Origin of the sequence: Chryseobacterium ureilyticum (assembly GCF_900156735.1) — a bacterium.
In the GTDB taxonomy this organism is placed as follows: Bacteria; Bacteroidota; Bacteroidia; order Flavobacteriales; family Weeksellaceae; genus Chryseobacterium; species Chryseobacterium ureilyticum.
In genome coordinates, this window is the sequence record NZ_FTOL01000001.1 from 1,311,859 (window position 1) to 1,333,712 (window position 21,854).

Annotated in this window: 21 protein-coding genes; 4 read left to right on the forward strand and 17 right to left on the reverse strand. The window is 32.8% G+C overall.

The window, feature by feature from the left end; genetic code table 11:
* Window positions 1-26: 26 nt before the first annotated feature.
* From BW983_RS05675 to BW983_RS05685, 3 genes are read right to left on the reverse strand one after another with little or no spacing between them, the layout of a single operon-like run.
* Window positions 27-3,602 carry a PAS domain S-box protein gene (locus tag BW983_RS05675; RefSeq protein ID WP_084184319.1) on the reverse strand — a complete coding sequence of 1,192 codons (3,576 nt, stop codon included), beginning with the start codon at window positions 3,600-3,602 and terminating at the stop codon, window positions 27-29.
* A gap of 45 nt (window positions 3,603-3,647) precedes the next feature.
* The gene (locus tag BW983_RS05680) at window positions 3,648-4,679 is read right to left on the reverse strand and encodes an FIST signal transduction protein (protein ID WP_228408965.1); all 1,032 of its coding nucleotides are present in this window, start codon (window positions 4,677-4,679) and stop codon (window positions 3,648-3,650) included.
* An 8-nt stretch (window positions 4,680-4,687) separates the two neighbouring features.
* Complete coding sequence (locus BW983_RS05685; RefSeq protein WP_076550578.1) at window positions 4,688-6,031, reverse strand: sigma-54-dependent transcriptional regulator; 1,344 nt, start codon at window positions 6,029-6,031, stop codon at window positions 4,688-4,690.
* A 1,661-nt stretch (window positions 6,032-7,692) separates the two neighbouring features.
* Between BW983_RS05685 and BW983_RS05695 the strand changes: the two genes are divergently transcribed.
* A complete protein-coding gene (locus tag BW983_RS05695) occupies window positions 7,693-7,896 on the forward strand; it encodes a hypothetical protein (RefSeq protein ID WP_076550582.1) in 204 nt (67 codons plus the stop codon).
* 127 nt (window positions 7,897-8,023) lie between these two features.
* Here the strand turns inward: BW983_RS05695 and BW983_RS05700 are convergent, their stop codons facing one another.
* From BW983_RS05700 to BW983_RS05730, 8 genes are all read right to left on the reverse strand, one after another.
* A complete protein-coding gene (locus tag BW983_RS05700) occupies window positions 8,024-10,003 on the reverse strand; it encodes a hypothetical protein (RefSeq protein WP_076550583.1) in 1,980 nt (659 codons plus the stop codon).
* Window positions 10,004-10,923: 920 nt separating this feature from the next.
* Window positions 10,924-11,109 (reverse strand): helix-turn-helix domain-containing protein, encoded by a 186-nt coding sequence (locus BW983_RS05705; RefSeq protein ID WP_084184321.1) that lies wholly within the window; start codon window positions 11,107-11,109, stop codon window positions 10,924-10,926.
* A complete protein-coding gene (locus BW983_RS05710) occupies window positions 11,100-11,456 on the reverse strand; it encodes a hypothetical protein (protein ID WP_076550585.1) in 357 nt (118 codons plus the stop codon). Before BW983_RS05710 ends, BW983_RS05705 begins: the two co-directional genes overlap by 10 nt.
* A gap of 320 nt (window positions 11,457-11,776) precedes the next feature.
* On the reverse strand, window positions 11,777-12,937 hold the full coding sequence (locus BW983_RS05715) for a serine hydrolase domain-containing protein (protein WP_076550587.1): 1,161 nt from the start codon (window positions 12,935-12,937) through the stop codon (window positions 11,777-11,779).
* 112 nt (window positions 12,938-13,049) lie between these two features.
* Complete coding sequence (locus BW983_RS05720; RefSeq protein WP_076550589.1) at window positions 13,050-13,382, reverse strand: hypothetical protein; 333 nt, start codon at window positions 13,380-13,382, stop codon at window positions 13,050-13,052.
* 156 nt (window positions 13,383-13,538) lie between these two features.
* The gene (locus BW983_RS24475) at window positions 13,539-13,667 is read right to left on the reverse strand and encodes a GNAT family N-acetyltransferase (RefSeq protein ID WP_262484584.1); all 129 of its coding nucleotides are present in this window, start codon (window positions 13,665-13,667) and stop codon (window positions 13,539-13,541) included.
* 105 nt (window positions 13,668-13,772) lie between these two features.
* Window positions 13,773-14,267: a CinA family protein gene (locus tag BW983_RS05725; protein ID WP_076550591.1), complete on the reverse strand. Its 495-nt coding sequence runs from the start codon at window positions 14,265-14,267 to the stop codon at window positions 13,773-13,775.
* A 56-nt stretch (window positions 14,268-14,323) separates the two neighbouring features.
* Window positions 14,324-14,593: a heme oxygenase gene (locus BW983_RS05730; RefSeq protein ID WP_076550592.1), complete on the reverse strand. Its 270-nt coding sequence runs from the start codon at window positions 14,591-14,593 to the stop codon at window positions 14,324-14,326.
* 611 nt (window positions 14,594-15,204) lie between these two features.
* Between BW983_RS05730 and BW983_RS05735 the strand changes: the two genes are divergently transcribed.
* Window positions 15,205-15,810: a hypothetical protein gene (locus tag BW983_RS05735; protein ID WP_076550593.1), complete on the forward strand. Its 606-nt coding sequence runs from the start codon at window positions 15,205-15,207 to the stop codon at window positions 15,808-15,810.
* A 48-nt stretch (window positions 15,811-15,858) separates the two neighbouring features.
* Window positions 15,859-16,122, forward strand: a complete 264-nt coding sequence (locus BW983_RS05740; protein WP_076550595.1) for a heme oxygenase — start codon at window positions 15,859-15,861, stop codon at window positions 16,120-16,122.
* 43 nt (window positions 16,123-16,165) lie between these two features.
* Here BW983_RS05740 and BW983_RS05745 read toward each other — a convergent pair whose 3' ends face one another.
* The 3 genes from BW983_RS05745 to BW983_RS05755 all read right to left on the reverse strand — a co-directional run bounded on the left by BW983_RS05745 (window position 16,166) and on the right by BW983_RS05755 (window position 18,227).
* Entirely contained in the window at window positions 16,166-16,657 is a 492-nt protein-coding gene (locus BW983_RS05745; protein ID WP_076550871.1) for a MaoC family dehydratase, read from the reverse strand.
* Between the two features lie 228 nt (window positions 16,658-16,885).
* Complete coding sequence (locus BW983_RS05750; protein WP_065394328.1) at window positions 16,886-17,080, reverse strand: cold-shock protein; 195 nt, start codon at window positions 17,078-17,080, stop codon at window positions 16,886-16,888.
* Between the two features lie 262 nt (window positions 17,081-17,342).
* Window positions 17,343-18,227 carry a DEAD/DEAH box helicase gene (locus BW983_RS05755; protein ID WP_228408967.1) on the reverse strand — a complete coding sequence of 295 codons (885 nt, stop codon included), beginning with the start codon at window positions 18,225-18,227 and terminating at the stop codon, window positions 17,343-17,345.
* A gap of 339 nt (window positions 18,228-18,566) precedes the next feature.
* Between BW983_RS05755 and BW983_RS05760 the strand changes: the two genes are divergently transcribed.
* Window positions 18,567-19,514: a beta-1,6-N-acetylglucosaminyltransferase gene (locus BW983_RS05760; protein WP_076550597.1), complete on the forward strand. Its 948-nt coding sequence runs from the start codon at window positions 18,567-18,569 to the stop codon at window positions 19,512-19,514.
* 427 nt (window positions 19,515-19,941) lie between these two features.
* Here BW983_RS05760 and BW983_RS05765 read toward each other — a convergent pair whose 3' ends face one another.
* The 3 genes from BW983_RS05765 to BW983_RS05775 form a co-directional block, all read right to left on the reverse strand.
* Entirely contained in the window at window positions 19,942-20,436 is a 495-nt protein-coding gene (locus BW983_RS05765) for a CinA family protein (RefSeq protein WP_076550598.1), read from the reverse strand.
* Window positions 20,437-20,489: 53 nt separating this feature from the next.
* Entirely contained in the window at window positions 20,490-20,759 is a 270-nt protein-coding gene (locus BW983_RS05770; protein ID WP_052187039.1) for a hypothetical protein, read from the reverse strand.
* Between the two features lie 508 nt (window positions 20,760-21,267).
* Window positions 21,268-21,828, reverse strand: a complete 561-nt coding sequence (locus BW983_RS05775; protein WP_076550600.1) for a helix-turn-helix domain-containing protein — start codon at window positions 21,826-21,828, stop codon at window positions 21,268-21,270.
* Window positions 21,829-21,854: the final 26 nt, after the last annotated feature.

A 21,854-nucleotide genomic window follows, 5' to 3' on the forward strand; every position in this document is an offset into this window, starting at 1 on the left:
TTCCAAATTTTGGAATCTCTTTTATTTTATTTTACTTTTTCCTGCAATTGTTCAATTACCTGAATAAGTGTAGTCTTTATCTCTTTAAACAGCTCATAAAGCTCAGAAAACTTAATACTTTTTTCTTTAGCATTCATTTCAAGATCTTTTACTTTCTCCTTAATTGAATAAATTCCAAATCCCTCAATACTTGGTTTTATTTTATGCATTAATCTTGAAATTTCAGCATAATCTTTTTCTTTGAATGCTTTATCAACCAAAGGAATAGTTTCCTGGATCTGAGTAATAAATATGGAAAGCATCTTTTGAATAAATTCTTCATCATCTCTCGCCAGTTCTTCAATACTGCTTAAATTATAAAGTTTTTGTTCTCTATCTTTTTCATCTTCTGCAATAGCATTTTTAGTATGTTTATAAATAATTTTTAGCAGTTCCTCTTCATTAAAAGGTTTGGTTATATAATCATTCATTCCAACGGACATACATTTATCAATTTCTGTTCTGAATGCATTTGCTGTAAGAGCAATAATAGGTGTTTTAAGTCTAAGCTTATTCCGAAGTATTTTAGTTGCTTCCACACCATCTAATTCCGGCATCTGTATATCCATTAAAATGATGTCAAACTTTTCTTTTGCAAGAATATCAATCGCAATATGGCCATTATCAGCTTTAGTAACTTCACAACCCAAATATCTGAGTGAGTTCTCAGCAACAAGTTGATTGATCTCATTGTCTTCTACAAGCAAAACATTTACCCCTTTAATTGATATATCATTATTTTCTGTAGTAATCTTTGTTAAAGACTTCTCAGTACTTTTTTCCAAATTCAATATTATTGTCGTTTTGGTTCCCACATTCTTTGTACTTTCAATGTCGATTTTTCCTTTCATCAGAGTAACCAGCTCTTTGGTAATTGCCATACCTAAACCGGTACCGCCATATTTCCTTGAAACAGAACCATCCTCCTGATTGAATTTTTTAAAAATATTTTTTACATACTCTTCACTCATCCCTATTCCGGTATCAGAGATAATAATTGAAATCGTCTGATAATTGGATGAATCTTTGAGTACCGCACAATCTATTACGATCTCTCCCCGATCCGTAAACTTTAAAGAATTACCAAGAATATTGTAGAAAATCTGTTCTATTTTTAAAGAGTCCCCTTTAAACTGTGGAGCAAGATAATCTGCAAAAATTGTTTTAAGCTTTATCCCTTTCTCTTTCGCCTTTGATTCAAGAACAGTGAGAACATCATGAATACTTTTTTTTATTGAAAAAGAGTGCACATTTAAAGACATTTCTCCTGATTCAATTTTTGATATATCCAGAATATTATTAATGATAGATAATAAATGCTGTGAAGCACTATAGCTATTCTCAACAAATTGATTTTGAGTAGCATTTAAATCAAGTCTTTTCAGTTCTCTTAAAAAACCAATAATACCATTGAGGGGCGTTCTAATTTCATGGCTCATGTTGGCCAGAAAAACTTCTTTTGCTTTTGAAGCTTCTATAGCTTTTGCTTTTTCTTTTTTTAAGTCTTCTTCTAATTTTTTTTGATCTGTAATATCGAGATGAATACCTATAGAACCCAGAAGATTCCCATGATCATCATAATTGGGGGCTCCGCTTATTGCCCACCATCTGATTTCTCCTCTCTTATTTTTTACAGGAAGCTGATATACACTTGAAACTCCTTTTTTTCTTAATTGGATTTGATCCTGTACAAACTGAAGATTATTGTCTCCGTATACAAATAGCTCAGAGGGACTTTTGCCTATTAATTCATCCGGATCATAACCGGATACATTACAAAAACTTTGATTGGCATAGCGGATTGTTTCGTTATTGTCTACTTCCAGCAACCCCAAATTCATATTGGCAATGATGTTCCTGTATTTTTCCTCTTGTCTCCTGATACGATCTTCCGCTCCCTTTCTTTCAGAAATATCTTTAATGAAATAGCAGTAATATTTGTTATCATCCTGTTCTACAGCAATAACCGATATTTCTACCGTTAGTTCATCTCCGTTTTTTTTGATAATATTTTGCTCTACTTGTTTATTTAGAAATAACCCGTGAAGCGTTTTATCTGCTTTCGGAAGAATTTTTTCAAGAATTTTTTTGCCTTCCACTTCTTCTTTTGTCCAGCCGAAAGTAGAAACCGCACTTTTATTCCAAAAAGTGATTTCTCCATTATGATTAGTAATGATGATGGCACTCATGGCAGAATCCATAATCATTCTGTTGCGTTCTTCACTTTGTCTGAGCTGGTTTTGGGTAACAACACGTTCCGTTATATCATTATATTTCCAGAGATGTCCTTTGTAATGATCATTAATGAAAATAGGAATATAATGTCTTTCTAAAAATTTTCCATCCCGTGTTTCCAAGAGTTCATTGGTTACGATTTTCTTTTCCTTAAGTATTTGATTAATTCTCTGGACAAAATAATCTTCATTCTTAAACAGAGCTTTAGATTCTTCTGCAGAATTTGTACAATCTAGTCCGATCATATCATCTACGGAAATAGGAATATTAAACATTTTGCAAAACAAATCATTGGTAAATATAATTTGTCTGTTCTCATCTTCCATTAATATTCCCGACTGTAAATTCGCCAATAGCTTTTTCAGAATTTCTACTGTTCTGGAAAGGCTTCTCTCAAGAACAAGGCGCTCACGGACATTGACAAGAACCTGAGTAAAAATGGTGAGTAAATTTTTCTCCGTGTCCGATAGCTCATAGTAATTTTTTACAAAATCAAATCCCACAAAACCTAAGCATTCATTTTGCATCATGGCAGGAATCACAAGCAGACTTTTGATTTTTTGTTCCTTTAAAAGATATTTAAGCTCGTTCTCCGGCAATTCCTGAATATCTGGATAATAGATACTTTCTCCTTTTTTATTGATTTCCACCCATTCACTGATGATTTCAAGAGGTACATTCTGCAAGTTGTCTATTTGAGGATCTATTCCCTCATTGCAGTACTCATAAACATTGGAACAGGTATTTTCTGCAAAATCATATCTGAAAATATAGCTCCTGTCTGCCTTTACAAATTCTGACATCTCTTTAAGAGATTTATTCACACTTTCGGATACCTCTTCTATAGGAATATTAATATACCCTGAAGATATATTCATCAGCAGTTTCTGAAACTCCAGTTGCTTGTTAAGCTGTTCCTGCAAAAAAAATCTTTTTCTCAACTGTTCAGATACATAAGAAGACAGCTCTGTAAGGTCGTCAGAATCCAGATATTCAATTGCAGGATCAAGAATTTTGATGGACTCATAAAGATTGGAGATCGACTTTTGCTTTAAAATGTTTTCATTTTTAAGGTTGATGTAGATTGCCTGATACTCTTCCTCACTTTGTTTAAAAGCATGATCCATGATCTCTTTATCCCTTTCAAAAGATTGATAAGACTGATTGACAGCATTGATGAAATTTTTGAACTGCGGATGAGACTCCCAGTCTTCTGTAAGATATTTTTTGAGCTGTCTTTTTAACAGGTTGTGAAAATCCGGTTCCATTTTATTCAGTTTCGTTAACGGTGGTAATGGTAATAGTCTGGTTGTGTAAGGCACAATCATCAAAGGGCTTCAGAGGAGATATTTCACCATAAGAATAAAAACCGGTTATATTGTTTTGCTTCCCAATACCTCTCTCACAATTTCTACTTCTTCCGCAATCCGTTCACCAAGAACCAGTTTTCGTCCAACACAACTTACAATAATTGCTAAGCTAGCGCCTGAATTTATCGCCAAACACGCCTCCGCTGCAGCATTAGCAGCATCTATCAGTCTATCCATATTGGCTTTCATAAATCTTACCTTACTTCCTTCCGGCAAATCTCCTGCAAAGATCATATTACCCTCATCATTAATCGATAAAATAGTTCTCACCACAGGATCTGAATCTTCCGAAATTTTTAACGAAAGAGGAAAAAGTAATGCCGAGCCAGGTAATTCTTCAGCATATTTTCCTAAATATTTCTTATAAAGATCTAGTGCATTTCTGTTATCTATTTCATAAAGAATATTTTTTTCAGATTTGGTCACTGTTCTTTCTAAGCCAAAGCTTTCCCAGCCTCCATAAGATGCATGAACAAGTTCTAATTGATCCCCATAAAAGCCAATTGCTACAATTTTATCTGATGCAGGAACCTGATTAAGCCCCACGACTGTTTTCTCAAACTTATCACTATCACCGGCAAGGCCGCCAGAAATTAAAACTTTATCAGGGCGGGCATTGTTCAGCCCTTCTACCAGCTTACTTCCATTAACGTTACTTCCGTCCGATAAGACAAATACCCATTTAAGATGATCATCAGAAAGATTTTCTATAAGTCTGTTTCCCGCTTCAAAACTATCCTGAAAATCATTAATATCTATTTGTGCCGTTCTGATTTGTGATGAAGAAAATTCCAGTACTGTAATGGCTACCGTGTCGTCAAAGACTTCATTACAGAAAATTTCACCGGAAGAAGATGAAAGAGCAATATCAGCCTTAGGAAACATTTTTTTTACTTCACAAAAAAATATAGGATCTTCCAATATATTTCTTGCACCATATCCTAATACAAGTACGGCACTCTGGTAATCTACCCCTTTATCATTTCGTTCAGATTCCCATTTTCCATTTTTATAAAGTAATTTGGCAACTCTCATGATTATTTTTAGTTTGTTTTGGGTACACTATTGATTACATTATAGACTGTTGATTTTCCTATATCTAAAATCTTTGCCGTCTTGATGACATCATTATTATTCTTTTTCAAAAAATGAAGGATAATATCTGTGGTATATTGTTTTAATGTTTTATGCCCGGTAAGAAATGTTTCAGCTTCTTTTTCAAGATGATAAAAGTTGATATCATCTGCCTCTATTTCATTGCCTTCTGCCATTACACAGGCAAGATCTATTACAGATTTCAACTCTCTAACGTTTCCTGGAAAACTATATTTCAAAAGCTTTTTTTTAGCATCAGAAGATAAATTAAGTGGCTTAACTTTATTTTCTTTGGAAAAAGAATCAATAAAATGTTTAGCCAAAATCAGCACATCCTGGTCTCTATCTCTAAGTGGGGGTAATGCTATTGGAAGGCCTACAATCCTATAATAAAGGTCTTCCCGAAAGTTTCCTTTTTTAACCTCACTGGCCAGATCTTTATGGGTTGCAATAATCAAGCGAATATCAAGTTTAATTTTTTGAGTTCCTCCTACTCTGACAATCTCTCTTTCCTGCAATGCGCGAAGAAGTTTGCTTTGAAGATTAAAATCCAATTCTGCAATTTCATCTAAAAAGATCGTTCCTCCGTTTGCTTGTTCAAATTTTCCAATTGATCGATCATTAGCTCCTGTAAAAGCTCCTTTTTCATGCCCAAAAAATTCGCTTTCCATAAGATCTTTAGGAATTGCGGCCATGTTAACAGCTACAAATGGTTTGCTTTTTCGGGTAGAATTAAAGTGAATTGCCTTGGCGACAACTTCTTTTCCTGTTCCTGTTTCTCCGGTAACTGAAACATTAATATTTGAGTTAAGAGCCTTGCTAATCTTGGAAAATATAGCTTTTAAGGAGTCACTTTGTCCAATAATTGTTTTCTCAAAGCTATATTTTTTTTCAAGCTCCTCTTTTAAGTCTTCAACTTCCTGCTTCAATGAAATATTTTCCTTGAGCCGAATAATTGAACTCCACAAAAGTTCTTTAGTATGTTCGTTTTTAACAATATAGTCTTTTGCCCCCTGCTTAAGAAAATTAATTGCCACTGAAATATTTTCCTGACCACTAATAACAATTATGGGCAGATTTGGATACACATTTTTTATCTGCTTAAAAAGTTCATCTCCCTGTATATCAGGTAAACCAAAATCAATACAGATAATATCCGGATTACGATACAACTCGGAAAGACAATCTTTGGCTGTATTATATAAGAAAACTTCATAATCAGGATTGAGCTGAAGATGATACTTAAGCATTTCTCCAAAGAAGGGATCATCATCTACTAAGAATATTTTCATTATGGTTATTAGTTGATATTACTAAAATAGTGATTTTTATTCATTCATATATGAATTATTTTTCATTTATTTAATTATATCTTCAATACAATAAAATCTTTTCTAAAAAGTGATAAACTTCTAAATCTTTTGTAATTTATTGAAATAAACCAGATCATATCTATAGGATAAAAAATACCCCCTCTAACAAAATAATTTAAAACAACCGAAACTTATTCTTTTTGAAATTGGACATTCTTAATTGTTTGAATATTTTAATGATAATTGAATATAAAAATGATACCTCAAAAAAATAACAATCCTTTCTAAGGTCAACTGTATAACGTTTTTGGCTGAGACCCTTAACAGGTTATTACAGCATGCGAACAATTTAATAATAAGGAATATTTAGCCCTTATCCATTCAAAAATTTGTAGAATCTTTGTGCGAAAGTAAAAGACAATCGAAGTTAAATAGATTCCAACAACGTCAATCTCTATCTTTTTTTATACTCAAGATTATATTGCTTATAGTTTAAAGTATATGAAAATTACTAGACAAAAATGAGCTTTGTAATTCTTTTTTTATTTGGCTCAAGCGAATCAAATCATCGATAAAAGTGTTTGAAGATACGCTCGTCTTGGTCGCACAACAAAAAAATCGTTACTTTTTAAGTAGCGATTTTTTTATTATTAACCATGATAGCATTAATTCCTGCCATACTATATAGTTCTGTACATTTTTTCGGATAAAGCGAAAAAGTTGGGACTAGTAAAAATCTATACTTTTTATGGAGCCAACAGGTCTTTTTTTTTAATCGCAAAGAAAGATGCTTCAAAGGTTTTATTTTAGGGATTATTACAACAACATGAGCTAAAAGGCTTTAATTGGCTTTGAATAGCCTTAATATATACAAAGAACCTCCCAAAGGAGGCTCTTCATAAAATCAGTAGAAACTTGAATAATTCAAGCATACAAATATAAAAAATCCCAGGATCTCTCCCAGGATAAATCTAATAGCAGCCTTTACATTTGCTTTTATCAACATATACTTTATTACCGGATGAATTGGTATAATAACAACCTCCTTTATCTCCCACATGTAAAGTATGACCATTATAAGAACATCCTGAATTGCAATCACAATAAGCTTATATTATAACGGTCATAAAAAAGCCTCCCGTGTCAATAGGAAGGCAAAAGTTCAAAATGAATTATACGTAAAGTGATGTAGTGTTAAACAAGTTTTCTCTTAAAAACCTGTTTAAACAGTAACAATGCGTATGCCACATACATCACTGTTTATAGAAAATTGCTTTTTTTAGTATATTTTAACACTCCTGCTTTACCTATCAATTTAAGGCTATGTCAGTAAATAAATACTCTGTACAACACCAATGCTTTTTACCTTTTACTTACAACAGGTTTGAAGAATAAAAGGGGCTTAGCTTAGAGAATATCAGAGAACTAAATGAGAATTTATTTGAGGAAGTTTTTAATGAGGAAGATGATTTTGTAGAGCAAAAAGAGATGATTCAAGCAACAAAGCATCCCCCTATTATGACCGTCAAATAATTTTGGTCTAAATAACAATTAATCAGCCATCCCTATATACATCTTATTTCAGTTCCCATACATCAATTGATTCCAACATCCAAATTGAAAATCATTATCTTTAAACAATGGAAAAGAGAGATCTACTCATCATAAAGTATCTATCAGAAGGTTATAAGATAACAGAAATCAGGGAACAGCTCATTACTTACCACTCTATCACCATCAGTAAAAGTTTAATTGAAAAACGATTAAATAAAATCTCTAAACAATATCAGGCAAAAACATTATTTCAATTAGCAGTTCTCCTCACTAAAGAAAAAATTATTTAAAAAGATTAGCCAATACTAAACCAACCATTATGAAAATAAAACAATATTTATTTCCTTAATTGTTGGTTTAATTTTGTTGCGTCTTCTTTTAGTAAACTTTATCAAAGAAGTAAATCAAATACAACTATCAGTACCTTACCATTACTACCCCTATAGCTGTTCTGTATAAAGCTCCGACAGGTAAGCCTGCTGCTGTTGCAGCTGCATTATCTGCATATACGTTACAGCCTTCTATAATAGCAGGTGTTAACTGACTTGCATTTTTAATAATATGCAGTTTAGCTTGTGGTGCAGTAGTGTTGATACCTACATTAATTTCATCTGGACTGTTAGAAGCTCCTAATACCATACTGTTACTGGTTTGTACTTTTGCACGATAACCTATGGCTGTACTGTTGCTAATCGTTGACAAATTAACTTGATTACCAACAGGGCCGGAGTCATATCCTATAGCTGTATTATTATTACCTGTGGAATAAGCTAAGCTACCCCCTCCCATAGCTGTATTATAAGATCCTGTGGTATTATAGGACAAAGCACCATCTCCAAATCCACTATTGGTATTTCCTACCGTATTAGAAGCTAAAGCATATTGTCCGAAAGCACTGTTTCTCCATCCTGTAGTATTAACAGCCAGGGTATTATTCCCAAAAGCATTATTATAATGTGCTGTGGTGTTGGATGATAAAGCTTTATATCCAAAGGCATTGTTAAATTCCCCTGTAGTATTTGTGGTTAAAGCGTCTCGACCAAAAGCATGGTTTCCAAATCCTGTTGTATTTGCTGACAAAGCTGATTTACCAAAAGCGTTATTATAAACACCAGTTGTATTATTTCGTAACGCTGTGTGCCCGTACGACGCATTTTCATTGGTTATTTGTCCGGCATGTTGATTGTTTATTTTAAAAGTAAGGGGTACGTCATTCAGTGTTCCTAGAAAATATGTTGCAGTTGCTGTATTACCTGTATATAACCATGCATCTGGATTAGATGGTATAAGGCTTGCTGTTGCAACACTTTTTAATACACCTGTATTATCTACCATTACCACTTTATCTGTAGCTATGTTAGCTCCCTGGGTTGGTAAACCAACCAATTGCGCATTACCATTAACTTGTAGCAGCTCGCCTGTGTAGCGGGTCTCAAAATTATTAAAACCAATACCTACTTTACCATGCCCCAGAACAGTAAAAGCATCTGCCCTTGATACGCTATTACCTTTACCTATATTAAAAAGACGGTTTTTTCCTTCATCTCCAACCAAACTTGTGTATGTATAATTAGTAGAAAACATACCGGCTACAAATTCACTATATCCATTTGCTGTATTTGAAGTACCTGCAGCAACCGAATGAGCATTTAGAGTTTCGTTAAAGCTTCCTCCCAGAACAATAGAATGTGCGCCAATTGCTTTATTATAAATACCCCCTATAACACCCGCTCCTTGTGCTTGTGATTCATTAGAAGTTCCACCTATAATAAAATTAGACCTCACAGCATTTGAACTATTAGGATTTTTAATAGTCTTATTACCGCTTCCTCCTAAAATTGCAGAAAACTCCGTTTCAGCAATATTATTCGATCCTGATACTAGAGAATGTAAACCTATTGTGGCACTTGCAGAATGACCAGATCCCAAATGAACGGCTCCTCTTACATCCAGGCTAACCCCTGTAGTAGGGTATGGGGTACCTATAGCTACATTACCGGTCTGGTATATATTTTCTGAATTTGCTGTTGCCGGATTTGTAGTGCCTTCTACGTTCCATGGCTCTGCTGCTGCCCCATTCGCTAATTTCTGCCAAACTGCTCCATCAAAATAATAGTACCCCGCTGTGGTTATATTTACAGTTTTAGTGGTTGTAGGTACTGCTGCGGCTGTTACATATACTATAGAACCTGTTTGTGCAGCAAGATATAATCCATCTTTGGTCTTCAACTGGTTACCTGTTAATCTTGGTGCTAATACACCATCTACTTTAGTAAGATCTGACGGTGATGCTGCAATATCAAGCGTTGCCTTGGGATCTGGTGTATTAACCCCGATCTGACCTAATGCCGCCACGGATAATAAAAGAGCAGATAAAATTGTAATATTTTTTTGCATAATTAAATGTTTAAATACTTTAGTTTTAAAGAAATGATTGTTTGAAATTAGCCTAGAAGAAATGTGAATACAGATTACTTTTTCAGTTTCTGTAATTCTTTGATTCTCTTATCCTGCATATGAGCACTCATAAGCAAAATAGGCACGAATCGTTTTAATGATATCTGTTTTTATTCAGTAGCAAACGAAAGTGGATTAAGATAAGCATTAGATAGTCAAAACATTAAAGGTTTTTTTCACTTATTGCAAGGATACTTGAGTAAAATTTTCAAGCTCCAATACTCAACAGTCAGAGATCCTTTATATAAATATTTGATACAGAGATCATTTTTTAACTTAGAATGGGTATAAAAAGTAGGTTTGGAAACTTTGGACTTCATAATTATATGATTATTAAAGCCTTGTTGATTGAATAAGAAACAATCTTTTTTTTAATTCTTTCTCGTGGAAGATTCACTTGGTTAAGTTTTTTGCAAAGATAAATAAAAAAAATACAGACTTATCTGGTCACTTATATGAGAATTAAATAATTGTTAAATTTTATAGAAATTGATTAAAAAAAAGGATTTATGAAAGTTTTTTCTTAGTTGTAATTAATTATAGTTACTGTTATTTACAGTAAAATATTAGTTAAAAATAACTTCGAATAAGTAGATAGATATTTAGCCCATCCACCACCAAGAGCTCTATACATCACAACACTTACTTTAGTCCTGTTGTCCATAATATAGTTTATCATTAAATCAAAGGATCTGGAACGATGGCAAGCGTGGGGGAATACAATTCGATCTTTAAGGTTAACTACTACATGACGTTGAACATTAACAGATTCTTAATTGACTTAATTGAATAGTATGATTAAAAAATAAGCCTTCTATAGATAGAAGGCTTATTGTTGTATTTAGAGCATATCTGGGAATTTAATACATGATATGACGGCCATTAATTTTAACAAGTTCTTCCTGCTCCATTTTTTTGACAGTTCGAATAACGGTTTCGACACACAAACCTGTCAAATTAGCAATCTGCTGCCTTGTCAAAGGGACTTCATAACTGTACCGCTCCTGTTGATGTGCACATTCTTTAAAGTAATCCATTAAAGACATAATTTTAGTGCTTGGTTCTGATGCTGAATTATTTCATCCACAACAAAGCGTAATTCTACACAGGAGTTTTTAATATTTTTCTCTATAAACCCTTTTAATGTATAGATCTCATTATTCTGAATTTTAGATCTCAGTAATGAAGAAACTTTCACTCCAATTGAAACAGTATCAGATTCTGAAAACAGATGATCGTAGTAATAATTTCCATAGGCTTTCCCGCCACCAAAAGAATATCTTCCTTTAAGATAAATAAGGTTAATTGTTGCATTAATTTTTAATGCATTACAAAACAATCCCATTACTGATCCTGGGGAGTATATTGGGTAAGTCGGTTCATTTCCCTGCATCTTCTTCCACAAAATTAAATGACATCAAATATATTGTTATTTTATCAAATCAGCCCCAATCAAAAGTACTACAACAGCACTACTACGATAAAAATATATTTACTGCCACCACATCCCGTTTCCGTTTTCTTTTTCTTTGAGTTTTATATTTTTGTATTGATAATTATCATCTTGAATACATTTTTACTCATTTTTATTATGAAAGTACCTCCTGAGTTTGAAAATAAGTATTTTAAAGCAGCTTTATAATACATATTTAGAGACCTAATGAATTTATAACAACGAATTTTGCATTTTCCTTAGATGATGTAATCCATCAGTTACTTTTCAGCTACCTTGATTCTTTTTATCCAACTCTGGTAAATAGGATACCAAACACGATCTCCGTTTGAACCATTACAGAGTATTACAATACCACTCTTTGTGGGTAGATGCATAAACACTCCAGCACTCCACCCTTCATTTTCTCCAGTATGTCCAATTGTTTCAAACCCTTCATAATTCATAAACCTGTAGCCTAGACCACTTTTTCCCAGATCAGAAAATGGTAAAACAGGTTTTTCCATTAATTGTAGGCTTGTTGCTTTCAAAACTTTATTCAATTGTCTTGAATCAGAAGTTACTGATAGCATAGCGAAATGAGCCAAATCCAAAATTGTAGTTTGTAAGCCGGCTGCAGCCTGTTCTGTAAATATCCTGTTCTTTATTGGTTTCCCTGAACTGTCATAAGCCGTTGCAGAGCTTGCCATCATTTCTTCTGTCCATTCATAATGGGTATGATTCAATGCTAGAGGCTCAAAAACATTCTTTTTCATGTAGTCTGCAAACTTTTCTTTCGTTCGTTCTTCGAGCAGCAATTGTGCAAGAGTGTAACCACCGCCTGAATATTCCCATTTTGTTCCGGGCTCACTGATCAAACGCACACTTTCTCCATTTCTTTTTGTCTTTCCTGAAAGTGACTCTTCTAAACTTAACAATGGGGTTCCCTGCTCCGACCCTCCGTATCCATGTACTGAAAGTCCTGCTGTATGACTGAGAATACGTCTCAAAGTAACTTTTGATATATCATATTGAGATACTGGCAACTTCCAACGTACCAAGAGCGGGTTAATCGGTTCATCTAATGCTACAAGTCCTTTTTCAGTCAACTGCATCAATCCCCATGCAGATACCAATTTCGATACAGATCCAACATTAAAAATTGTTTCTGTAGTAACCGTTTTTTTACTTTTCATATCCGCCAATCCCACACATTGAGTCCATGCCACTTTTCCATTTTGAATCACTGCTATAGCTACCCCCGGAACATTATTATTTTGGGTAGCTTCTACAGCTACACGATGAATTTCCATATAAAGCAAATCAGATTTATCAGCTCCCTTTCCAGTACTGGTCTCAACCACCTTTTTTGTAGCCGAGCAGGAAAAAAGAAGTGTGGCAAAAGAAAAAACAACGAGCCGTTGTACACTAATTTTGATCATTTTTTATTTATTTGTAATGCCTGCAGCTTCAAAAGATCACAAGCAGTAATGATATAAAGTAAATTTCTGCTATATTTTCACGCCAAATTCTGGGTGATCTGGTTACGAACGTTCAGTATCTCTTTGTATATAATTCCGGATTGATTCTGGTTTCCATTAGGGATAACATTCTTGTGAATTGAGGTTCAAGATCATAACTTTTGTTCAAATCCAGCTTTCTACCAGAATAATAAATGGTAACCGTTGGTGTTTTATATTTTCCAAGTCTTACCATATCAATCTTTGTTATATCAGTCCAGCAAATAAAATAACTTTTAAAACTACTCACAAAACGGATTTCATTATTCGAAATAATAAGTTTTTGACGGGTGTATACCAACATGGAAACAGCAATAAAGAAAATCAGAGGGGCTAAAAAAAGCAGCCATCCTCCATTTTTTATCATGAGAACGTTAATTCCTAATGCAAATACTAAAAGACTTACTATCTAATAGGTTATTTTCTGCCATTGTGGTGCTGCAAACACTTCTTCTGTGATTAGCTCTCCCATACTGTAAATATTTGTCTACTATAAACTACAAGCCAAATAGTATGAATAAAATTACTTTAGTTCATATTCAATTTCGTCATGATCTGTCTCTTTCACTTTCACAAAATTAAGCCGTTCAAGAAGTTTAAGCGCAGGGGCATTTTGTTGTCTTGTTGCGGCCCAGATTCGATATAATTTCATTTGATTTAAAGTTAACGATATAATTAGATATACCTGCTAAATTGTAAGAGTGATTTTGTAGATGGATCTGAAAGATATTTTGCAGGGTATGAATAGTGGTATCTCTTAAATCAATATCTGATTAAGAACACTTTTATAACATCCTAAAATAAATTCGGTATAATACAACTGTGCGTCTAATGCCTGAGTCTTATCATGAAGTTCTATTCGTTTGGAAAGCACGATCTCTCCTTTGTAGCTAAATGAACAGAATGAATACACTTTAAATCCTGAATTTCTTACAGATGCTGCATATCCCGTGGAAGCAATTCCCCAGTCTGTTCCAAACGATTCTGCGACCTTTACAGCCATTGTATCAGCCATTTTTGGGGTTTCAAAACCATTTTCCTGAGCTTGAATTCTATTGATATCTAAAAAGCCAACTTTTTCAGGTAATGTAAACGTTGTTATTCCTCCTTTATAAAACAGTTTTGCATTAGGCATCTGTGAAAAAGCCAGCTGTATTAATCCCGAGGTTACACTTTCTGCTATAGAAACTGTTTCATTCATTGTAATGAGTGAAGTACTGATATAATCAAGTAAACTTTGTTGAAATTTCATTGCTTCTGCTATTTAATATTGATCTAAAAAACTTTTTACGCTGCTGAAATCAATGTTCAGATAACGTCATAATCATTCATGGTTGTTACAAAATAATGCTCAATCATTTCCTTGGCATTGCTGCACATTGACAAAAGATCTTCCCTGGTCATATCCTCAAAAATAAAATCATCGTGAATATCAATAATGAACTCGGTCACTTTTTCGGTGTTCATCAGGTCATAGGCCATTAAATCGTTTAAATTATCTAATCTACATTCTTCCTTAAAAAAAGGAGGCTTCCGGGAAATGGAATTCTTAAACTGAAAAAGATATATTGTTTTCATGACTTCGGGTGTTGAATTAATAATAAAAACAGTCTGTTTTGCAGGTAAAAAAATGGCTTACACTTTTATATCCGGACAGACTCCTTTTTGTAGACACAGTTGATGAAATTCATTATATATCATCCTATCAACATGTATAAAAAGGACAGAAACCATAGGTTCCTATCCTTAATTAATTAAAACCTTCTGAAAACAGATCTACTATTTTATTGGGGTTTTAATATGCTCATTGTTAAAATTGAGAATCCCTAAGCCTATTAATTTTATCATGGTGTCTATTGGCTTTTTCCAGTCTTTTTACTGCGATGATGTTTTCAAATACCGGAGAACAGCATGTCGAATGATAAAAATTTTCAACTGTTCACTATATCTTCCTATGTAAAATTTTACTATCTATAGTCTATAGTCATATAAGCTTTATGGGTTTGATAAATTCCTGATTACTAATACAAAGATGGCCGTTTCATTCTGTACTAAGCTATATATATCCGGAATAAACTTACATATATCACACATTTTTATAAGTCTTCCAGATTTCCAAGACGTCTTTGTTTCAACTGCTTATAAAATGAGAGGGAAAGTCCCGTGATTTTTTTAAACTGATTAGAGAGATGGGATTCAGTACGTACTGTAGCTTAAGTCAGCATAATTTGTGGCAGTCTGTTTTAGAAGACCTCAGCGACAATATAAAAAATATTAGAATACAATTTGAATTTATACTGGAGAATATTATTAAAAAAAATACAATCAATTCACTCATATTCTGGCAACAAAACAAACTATATACAGATGAAATGGAAGTAAGCCATAAAAAAATCACCCAATTGACCATTCAGGTTTTACCGCAAGAAGAAAGATTATCATGGAAGACCAATATTTACAATTTTTATGAAGAAATTTTTTCTTTACTAATCCCACTTATCGGCATGTGTAGGCTAGAATTGGACTTTATAGTAAAACACTCACCAAAAATCTTGAGCCAATCTGCAATGGATATCATTAAAGATATTCCGAAAAACTACACCTTGCAGGAAGCAAAGGAATACGAACATGAGTACTTAAAAGTATTAACAAACCACAGTCATGAATTCTGCAGAAAAAATAATTTCTGGAACAGTTTATTATATATCCTTTCCGGTGGTATGTACCCATTACCATCAGAGCGTACCTTATCTAAAAAAAGGGTCAACAGAAAAATAAAAGATAAGTTTTCTTAATAAAACCCCAACCTAAATTTTTCATCCTATTAAATAAATATTCTTACAATGAAAACAATACATCTATTCCGGTTTAACAATTCTATATTCCGTAAAATCCCTTTCTTCACAGAAGAACACAGGCTTAAAACCGATGTAATAGAAATTGATTTAATGAATATTGAAATAGTAACCGAATATATTGTAAAAACCCATGATGACTTTATTTTCGACAACACATCAGTAAATGATCTTTTATCAATGTGCAAGAAAGCTCAAAAAACAATTGAACATTACTTTGTTTTGGGAGTGAACGGTTATGATGTTATTTGACATTTAGTAATCAAACCTCATGCAGATAAGGAAATAAATGGAATTAATCCAATGTATCATCATTCCTATTATTTTTTTCAAAAAAATGATAGAGAAAGATAACGTTTCCTGTGTAAGCAGGCTTAATCTGATTTCTTATTAGAAGTTTTGCTTCTACCTCTACTTTTATAGTCCCTCTCAGATTGGTAACTGATTTAACAGTTGCCTGGAGCCTTACATCATTATCTACCAATACAGCTTGACCAAATTTAAAATTCTCAATTCCATAATTGATTTCCATTTTCATGTTTCTTACCTCTGTAATTTGCATCCACAGATGAGGGATTAGCGCTAATAACAAATAGTCATGAGCAATAGTGGATTTAAAGGGGCCGTCATTTTTTGCCCTTTCCTCATTAATATGGATCCACTGATCGTCCGAAGTCGCTTCTGCAAATCTATTGATTTGCTGCTGGTCTATTGTGTACCAGCCAGAAAAACCAACCATTTGTCCTTCCAAAGCTTTATATTCAATAAAATTGTTAATAATAATCATGTTCGTATGTTTCACTATTTAAGCTGATGAGAATTATTTCTTGAAAAACCTCTCACATACTGTGAGAGGCAAATGAACATTATGAAAATAAAAAGTAATTAAACTTACACCAATGCTCTTTCAAACAATATACTCAAACTCCAAAGGTTACTGGACTTTGAATTGTAAAAAAAATATAATACTGAAATTGAAAATAATATCTATTTCAAACACATGATTAGAGATTAATTACGCCAATTTTACATTCACCGCATTTAACCCTTTATCACTCTTTTGTACATCAAAAACGACTTTATCATTTTCACGGATTGCGCTTGTGCTTAATCCTGATGAATGTACAAATATATCCTTACTCCCATCTATAGGAGAAATAAATCCGAAGCCTTTCGCTTCATTGAAAAATTTTACTGTGCCTTGTTGCATTGTAATTATTATTAAAAAAAATTATTTATTATTTTTCTGTAAACGCTACAGATTTTATTTATAAAATGATCTGACCTTTCATCTGCATCACAAAATGAAATAGCAATACCTTTCATTGCTGCCCTTCCGATCCGGTGGACATAAAAATTTCCGGAATATTAGGAAACTCTTAGTTTACTGCATGAGGAAGAGCATGAAGTTCATCCTGTCTTGCCATGTAAGATTTGTATCCATTAATTGCTATGATAAAAATTCCTACCCCTTACAATTCCGGTACAAACTTATTGGCAGCATGTTTAGTACGGCTAAAAATTAGTGAACGCCTTATATTTTCATTTTGTAATAAATCAATTAGTAAACCTGTCTGATCTCTATTTTCCGCAAAATAAACGGGTTCTTTCATAGTTTGTAACGTTGAAGATAAAGAAGTGATAGTAATCTCTATAGGGTTATTCAGAATTGATTCTGCAAATTTCTTCACACTTTTAGGTAATGTAGCAGAAAAAAACAATGTCTGTCTTTTCTGAGGAATTAGTTTTAAAATTTTTTTGACATCATTGACAAACCCCATATTCAATATTCTGTCTGCTTCATCCAAAACAAGTATTTCTATTTTAGAAAGATCAATATGTCTTTTATTGTCCAAATACAGCAATCTGTCAGGGGTAGCCACCAGAATATCTACTCTTTTTCTAAGGGCGGCAAGCTGACCACCTGCTAAAACTCCTCCATAAATAGAAAGCTGTGATAAGGGTAAGTATTTGCTGTAAACATCAAAATTCTCTTCAATCTGCATCGCCCCCTTATGAGTCGGGGTAAGTATTAATGTTCTTATTTCTTTATGTTCAGGAGTATATTTTTTTAACAGCTGCAGGATAGGCATTACAAAAGCTGTCGTCTTACCAGTCCCTGTCTGAGCACATCCTATAATATCTTTCCCTGCAAAAATATGTGGTATAGCCGAATACTGTATTTCAGTTGGTTTGGAATATCCTAATTCTGTAACAGCACGGATAATTGGATTAATTAAATTTAAACTTTTAAAACTCATCATAATTTTCGGATTTCCCGATATTTTGTAGGCAAATTCACTTTCCAGAATTTGAATTGGTGTATGGTAGGATAAGTAAATAACTTCTTTCCTCATTACTTTCACTTGCTCAACTTAATCTAAATCAAATAATTATTATTGATAAGCCAGCAATAACGTATCATTCTAATATGAAAAAATTCATATATCATTTCATATTAGAAACCCGATCGATAATTGGGCGGCTGAAAAAGCAAAGACTGAAATAAAAAATTGTGAGTTTAAACTATTACAGAATAGCAAAGGCAGAAGCCTGTTTTATAAATACTTTGCAAATGTACAATAAAATAACTGGGCTACAGTTGATTTAATTAATTGATTATCAAAAATGTATTCGTAGCTTACGCACATAAACTGAATTGTTTGCCTGTGCGGATGATTTTAAATTTCACTCCCATGCAAACGTCAAATCCTACACCTCAACCTTATTCTCAAACTTTAGATCTACATTCTGCTTTGCAGGTAAGGATTGCGTATTTTATTATGATTCATCATAAACCTGATGCATTTAAAGAAATGTTTCAGAAGATTTATACCAGGGACCAATTTTATCTCATTCATATTGACCGGTATGCAAAAGCAGAATTTACAGAAGAAATACAATTATATTTAATACACTTTCCCAATGTATATATTTTGGAAAGCATGAATATTGTAGCTGGGGGCTTTAGTATGATTCAGGCTGAACTTAATGCAATGGAATATCTTTTGAATGTTAGCAATGACTGGGATTATTTTATCAATCTAAGTGGTGAAGATTCCCCCCTTAAGTCACAAAATATTATACGTAAATTTCTAACTATTAATATTGGAAGAAATTATATTTTTTATTACGATCAGAAGTTTTACAGGCCAGATACACTTCAAAGAATACAAAATCACTTTACGGAGCTTACCCACAAAATCTCTTCATTAATATATAAAAGAGAGTTTATGAAGGACGTTATCCCTTATATTGGTGGAAAATGGTTTATTTTTACAAGAGACACCTGTGTTTTCCTGACCAATAATAAGAGGGTAATGGATTTTGAAGACTATTATTTACATACTCTTTTACCGGCCGAATCTTTTTTCCAGACAGTTCTTCTCAATACAGACTATAATGACATTATTGTGAATGATGACAAAAGAGCTGTCATCGAAAAAACTTTTTTTAATAAAGAGCAATATGTTGATAATTTCATCGAAACTCTAAAATCTTCCAATTATCTTTTTATCAGAAAAGTAAATAATAAAACAAGTAAAAATATTCTAAAATATATAAGTGAAAGTTATCAGCTTCCTTTATTGGAAATTGATGAGATAGAACGAGAACTTAGGAGGAATAGTAGTCAGAATAATTAATTAAAATTATCACAATAGGAATATTTATTTCGGTGAATCTTTCCAAATCCTCCAACAAATATTTCGATATTACTTCGGTCATGGTTACAAAACAAGTACACCCAGCTAAAGATTTATTATTCAAATGCTAGTTGTTTTAATTTTTTAAATTAAATTGAATTGAATTAGAAGTAACTAAAAGAATTCTTTTTATAAAAACAAGCTTTGCAATTCTTGTTTAATTTGGCTCAAACGAACCAAATCATCTATAAAAGTGTTTGAAGATACGCTCGTCAAGGTCACCAAAAGCCAAACGGCGCCAACTGAAGACAGTTGGCGCTATTTTTATTATTATCAATAATTAAATTTGTAATTATTAAAAAAATTATATCTAAATAATTTGGATCAGGTGCAAAAGTTGGGGCTAGGCAAAAAATAAATGACAAGTTTAAATTAATATTTGATTCAATGCACTTTTATAACACCCTAAAATAAATTCGGTATAATACAACTGTGCATCCAGTGCCTGAGTCTTATCATGAAGCTCTATGCGTTTGGAAAGTACAATCTCTCCTTTGTAACTGAATGAACAGAATGAATACACTTTAAATCCCGAATTTCTTACAGATGCAGCATATCCAGTAGAAGCAATTCCCCAATCTGTTCCAAATGATTCAGCGACCTTTACAGCCATTGTATCAGCCATTTTTTTGGTTTCAAAACCATTTTCCTTAACTTCAATTTGATTTATATCTAAAAATTGAACTTTTTCAGGTAATGTAAAAGTCGTTATTCCTCCTTTGTAAAACAGTTTTGCATTAGCCATTTGGGAAAAAGCCAGCTGTATTAATCCCGAGGTTACGCTTTCTGCTATAGAAACCGTTTCATTCATTGTAATGAGTGAAGTACTGATATAATCAAGTAAACTTTGCTGAAATTTCATGGGTCTATTATTTATGTTGATCAAAAAAACTTTTATGCTGCTGAAATCAATATTCAGATAACGTCATAATCATTCATGGTTGTAACAAAATAATGCTCAATCATTTCTCTGGCATTTCTGCACATTGACAAAAGATCTTCTCTGGTCATATCTTCAAAAATAAAATCATCATGAACTTCAATAATGAACTCAGTCACTTTTTCGGTGTTCATCAGATCATAGGCCATTAAATCATTTAAATTATCTAATCTACATTCTTCCTTAAAAAAAGGAAGTTTCCGGGTAATGGAATTCTTAAACTGAAAAAGGTGTATTGTTTTCATGACTTTTGACGTTAAAGTGATAATAAGAAAGTCTGTTTTGTATTTAAACATGTTGTTTACTCATGAATGTTCAAACAGTTTTATGGACTCAGTAGATGAAAATTTTTTATATCTATCAATTCCTATAATATGGATGAAAAGGACAGAAACCATGGGTCTCCATCCTTGATTAATTAAATCCATTCGAAAACAGATCTACTATTTTATCGGGATTTAATATGCTCATTGTCAAAATTGAGAATCCTTAAGCCTACTAATTTTATATGTCGTATATTCGCTTTTTCACATCTTTCTTTATTACTACAATGTTTTCAAATACGGGAGAACGGCCTGTTGTTTGATAAATATTTTCAACTGTTCACTATATTTCCTATCTAAAATTGCACTATTTATAGTGATATAAGCTTTATGGATTTTGTGAATTCCTGATTATTATACTACAAAGATGGCCGTTTAAGTGTTATACTAAGCTATATATATCCGGTATAATTTTACATATATCACACATTTATAAGTCTTCCAGATTTCCAAGACGTCTTTGTTTCAGCTGTTTATAAAATGAAGGGGAAAGTCCTGTAATTTTTTTAAACTGATTGGAGAGGTGGGCCACGCTGCTGTAATTGAGTTTATAAGAGATTTCTGTAAGATTAAGTTCATCATATAACAGCAGTTCTTTTACCTTTTCTACTTTATTAATAATAATAAAATGCTGGAGTGTCATTCCTTTCACTTCTGAAAAGGTATTAGCCAGATAGGTATAATCATAGCCTAATTTTTCACTTACATAGTCTGAGAAATTTTCTTTTGGGAGTTCATCTGAATAATGAATCATTTCTATCACTACATTCTTTATTTTCTCTATCAGGATACTTTTTTTATCATCAAATACTTCAAGTCCTGTTTTAAGTAAATTTTCTTTAAGAATCTGTCTTTGTTCTGAGCTAATATCATCCAATAATTCTACTGTCCCTAAATCAACGACAGCATTTTTAATGCCCAATCTTTCCAGTTCCTGATGGACAACCATTTTGCAGCGCAAACTTACCATATATTTTACATACAACTTCATCTCCCTTACTGTTTACATCTGTCAAT

Excerpts from the sequence above, each read along its gene's own strand:
- BW983_RS05755 (WP_228408967.1), bottom strand. The coding sequence starts at position 18,227 with ATGAGGAAAGAAGTTATTTACTTATCCTACCATACACCAATTCAAATT.
- BW983_RS05710 (WP_076550585.1), bottom strand. The coding sequence starts at position 11,456 with ATGCAGGGAAATGAACCGACTTACCCAATATACTCCCCAGGATCAGTA.
- BW983_RS05705 (WP_084184321.1), bottom strand. The coding sequence starts at position 11,109 with ATGTCTTTAATGGATTACTTTAAAGAATGTGCACATCAACAGGAGCGG.
- BW983_RS24475 (WP_262484584.1), bottom strand. The coding sequence starts at position 13,667 with ATGAAATTATATCGAATCTGGGCCGCAACAAGACAACAAAATGCCCCT.
- BW983_RS05725 (WP_076550591.1), bottom strand. The coding sequence starts at position 14,267 with ATGAAATTTCAACAAAGTTTACTTGATTATATCAGTACTTCACTCATT.
- BW983_RS05730 (WP_076550592.1), bottom strand. The coding sequence starts at position 14,593 with ATGAAAACAATATATCTTTTTCAGTTTAAGAATTCCATTTCCCGGAAG.
- BW983_RS05715 (WP_076550587.1), bottom strand. The coding sequence starts at position 12,937 with ATGATCAAAATTAGTGTACAACGGCTCGTTGTTTTTTCTTTTGCCACA.
- BW983_RS05765 (WP_076550598.1), bottom strand. The coding sequence starts at position 20,436 with ATGAAATTTCAGCAAAGTTTACTTGATTATATCAGTACTTCACTCATT.
- BW983_RS05685 (WP_076550578.1), bottom strand. The coding sequence starts at position 6,031 with ATGAAAATATTCTTAGTAGATGATGATCCCTTCTTTGGAGAAATGCTT.
- BW983_RS05680 (WP_228408965.1), bottom strand. The coding sequence starts at position 4,679 with ATGAGAGTTGCCAAATTACTTTATAAAAATGGAAAATGGGAATCTGAA.
- BW983_RS05735 (WP_076550593.1), top strand. The coding sequence starts at position 15,205 with ATGGGATTCAGTACGTACTGTAGCTTAAGTCAGCATAATTTGTGGCAG.
- BW983_RS05720 (WP_076550589.1), bottom strand. The coding sequence starts at position 13,382 with ATGATAAAAAATGGAGGATGGCTGCTTTTTTTAGCCCCTCTGATTTTC.
- BW983_RS05740 (WP_076550595.1), top strand. The coding sequence starts at position 15,859 with ATGAAAACAATACATCTATTCCGGTTTAACAATTCTATATTCCGTAAA.
- BW983_RS05745 (WP_076550871.1), bottom strand. The coding sequence starts at position 16,657 with ATGATTATTATTAACAATTTTATTGAATATAAAGCTTTGGAAGGACAA.
- BW983_RS05760 (WP_076550597.1), top strand. The coding sequence starts at position 18,567 with ATGCAAACGTCAAATCCTACACCTCAACCTTATTCTCAAACTTTAGAT.
- BW983_RS05775 (WP_076550600.1), bottom strand. The coding sequence starts at position 21,828 with ATGAAGTTGTATGTAAAATATATGGTAAGTTTGCGCTGCAAAATGGTT.
- BW983_RS05675 (WP_084184319.1), bottom strand. The coding sequence starts at position 3,602 with ATGATTGTGCCTTACACAACCAGACTATTACCATTACCACCGTTAACG.
- BW983_RS05700 (WP_076550583.1), bottom strand. The coding sequence starts at position 10,003 with ATGCAAAAAAATATTACAATTTTATCTGCTCTTTTATTATCCGTGGCG.
- BW983_RS05750 (WP_065394328.1), bottom strand. The coding sequence starts at position 17,080 with ATGCAACAAGGCACAGTAAAATTTTTCAATGAAGCGAAAGGCTTCGGA.
- BW983_RS05770 (WP_052187039.1), bottom strand. The coding sequence starts at position 20,759 with ATGAAAACAATACACCTTTTTCAGTTTAAGAATTCCATTACCCGGAAA.
- BW983_RS05695 (WP_076550582.1), top strand. The coding sequence starts at position 7,693 with ATGGAAAAGAGAGATCTACTCATCATAAAGTATCTATCAGAAGGTTAT.